We start from the raw sequence: 1,494 nt of genomic DNA, 5'->3' as shown, positions 1-1,494 counted from the left end.
ATACCCTGGGGGCTGGTCTGTACCGCTTTCCTGCTGTTGCCCGCGCTGTTCTTAGTGCCGGTGGCGGGAAAGAAGCGGGATTGATATGGCATAGTTAAGTTTACTGACGAGCGGGAGATTACTTCCGCTCGTCTTCATTTAGTAGCGCAAAATTTGAGGACTCTTTATTTCCTTATTCGGTATAGCGGAGGCGGCTGTCAATTCGACATAATTTTCTTGTGATACTTTACCGTACATGAGCATTGGCTCCGGGATTGTCGTTGCCGTAACCCTCCATTAAGTTAATGGCACCCCAAATGCCAAGACCTGCGCCAAGCGCGATAACCAAAGTCTGCAATACACCAACTGCGCTGTTAAAGAAATCCATATAAACCTCGCTTTCTGCCGTTGTGCGGCTCAAAAAATGTTATGGAAAATGAAAAATGCCGCCGTTATTCTTCGGCGGCTGCGTCCTCGTCGGACAAATCTATTTCGTATATGTCAAAGGCTTCATCGGGCTTTACGATTGCCGGACGGGTAGACATATACCGTTCCACGTCAAAAGCGTTTCTTTTGTCGAAGTCGGAAAGGTATTTGTAGTTCGGGTGTTTCGTGATGTCGTATTTGTCGCTTAAAAAGGGACGCACACCGCGTAGCTGCAAAATACATTTCCCACCGTCCATAACTGCTATTTCGTCCTGTGTCATCAGCTCCTTTCCTAATTTTTGATAATTCAGTCCATGAGAAACCTGCGTGCCGCGATTTTCGGAAGTGTTGAAACTGTCGATTGTTTCCCGTCCCAAGTTATCCGAAATCTCTTTTGCATTTTTCCCACGTCCTCCCAAAAACAAGGTGCTGTCGGCATTATCAAGTATGATTTCTGCCGCGTCCCTGTAAATGGCTTTTAGCTGGCTCTGCGATTGCAGAATGATAGAAGCGGACATTTCCCTACTGCGGATTGTAGCAATCAATTTATCGAAGCGGGGTATCTGTCCGATGTTCGCAAACTCGTCAAGCAAAAAGCGGACGTGAACAGGCAATTTGCCGTTGTATTCGTCGTCTGCTTTATCACAAAGCAAGTTGAAAAGCTGTGATTGCAAAATAGCGATAACAAAATTAAAAGTGTCGTCGGTATCGCTCATTATGAGGAAAAGCGCGGTTTTCCGGTCGCCCAATGTGTCAAGTTCCAATTCATCATAGGACATGAGTTCCCGGAGTTCCTCTATATCAAAAGGGGCAAGCCGCGCACCGCAAGAAATAAGGATTGACTTTGCCGTTTTGCCAGAGACGAAAAGTCAAGGACTTTTTCATCAAATCCAAAAAGAAGTCACATTTTGCGGACTTCCTCACGGAGCAGACGCTTGATTTTGTCCTCCATTGTCTCTTTTGCGGTCTGGCTGAAATGCACACGGACGATATAGGTTGTCTTGCCGATCTGCTTTCTGACAGTCGGGCAAGTGGCGGTGTTGGTTGCGGTATTGTTCATTCAAAATCCTCCTGTAAATGAAAAATGCC

Annotated in this window: 1 protein-coding gene and 2 pseudogenes; all 3 read right to left on the bottom strand. The window is 46.3% G+C overall.

The window, feature by feature from the left end:
* Positions 1 to 238 precede the first annotated feature (238 nt).
* Positions 239 to 367, bottom strand: a pseudogene (locus tag ACMN7X_RS00840) (Maff2 family mobile element protein); the annotation flags it as partial.
* Between the two features lie 64 nt (positions 368 to 431).
* A pseudogene (locus ACMN7X_RS00835) lies at positions 432 to 1,265 on the bottom strand (VirD4-like conjugal transfer protein, CD1115 family); the annotation flags it as partial.
* A 41-nt stretch (positions 1,266 to 1,306) separates the two neighbouring features.
* A complete protein-coding gene (locus ACMN7X_RS00830) occupies positions 1,307 to 1,465 on the bottom strand; it encodes a transposon-encoded TnpW family protein (RefSeq protein ID WP_006428300.1) in 159 nt (52 codons plus the stop codon).
* Positions 1,466 to 1,494 lie beyond the last annotated feature (29 nt).

The organism is Frisingicoccus sp. (assembly GCF_048388605.1).
Lineage (GTDB): Bacteria > Bacillota > Clostridia > Lachnospirales > Lachnospiraceae > Frisingicoccus.
The sequence above is the reverse complement of the archived record's forward strand: the minus strand, read 5'-3'. Positions and strand labels throughout refer to the sequence as shown.

Excerpts from the sequence above, each read along its gene's own strand:
- ACMN7X_RS00830 (WP_006428300.1), bottom strand. The coding sequence starts at position 1,465 with ATGAACAATACCGCAACCAACACCGCCACTTGCCCGACTGTCAGAAAG.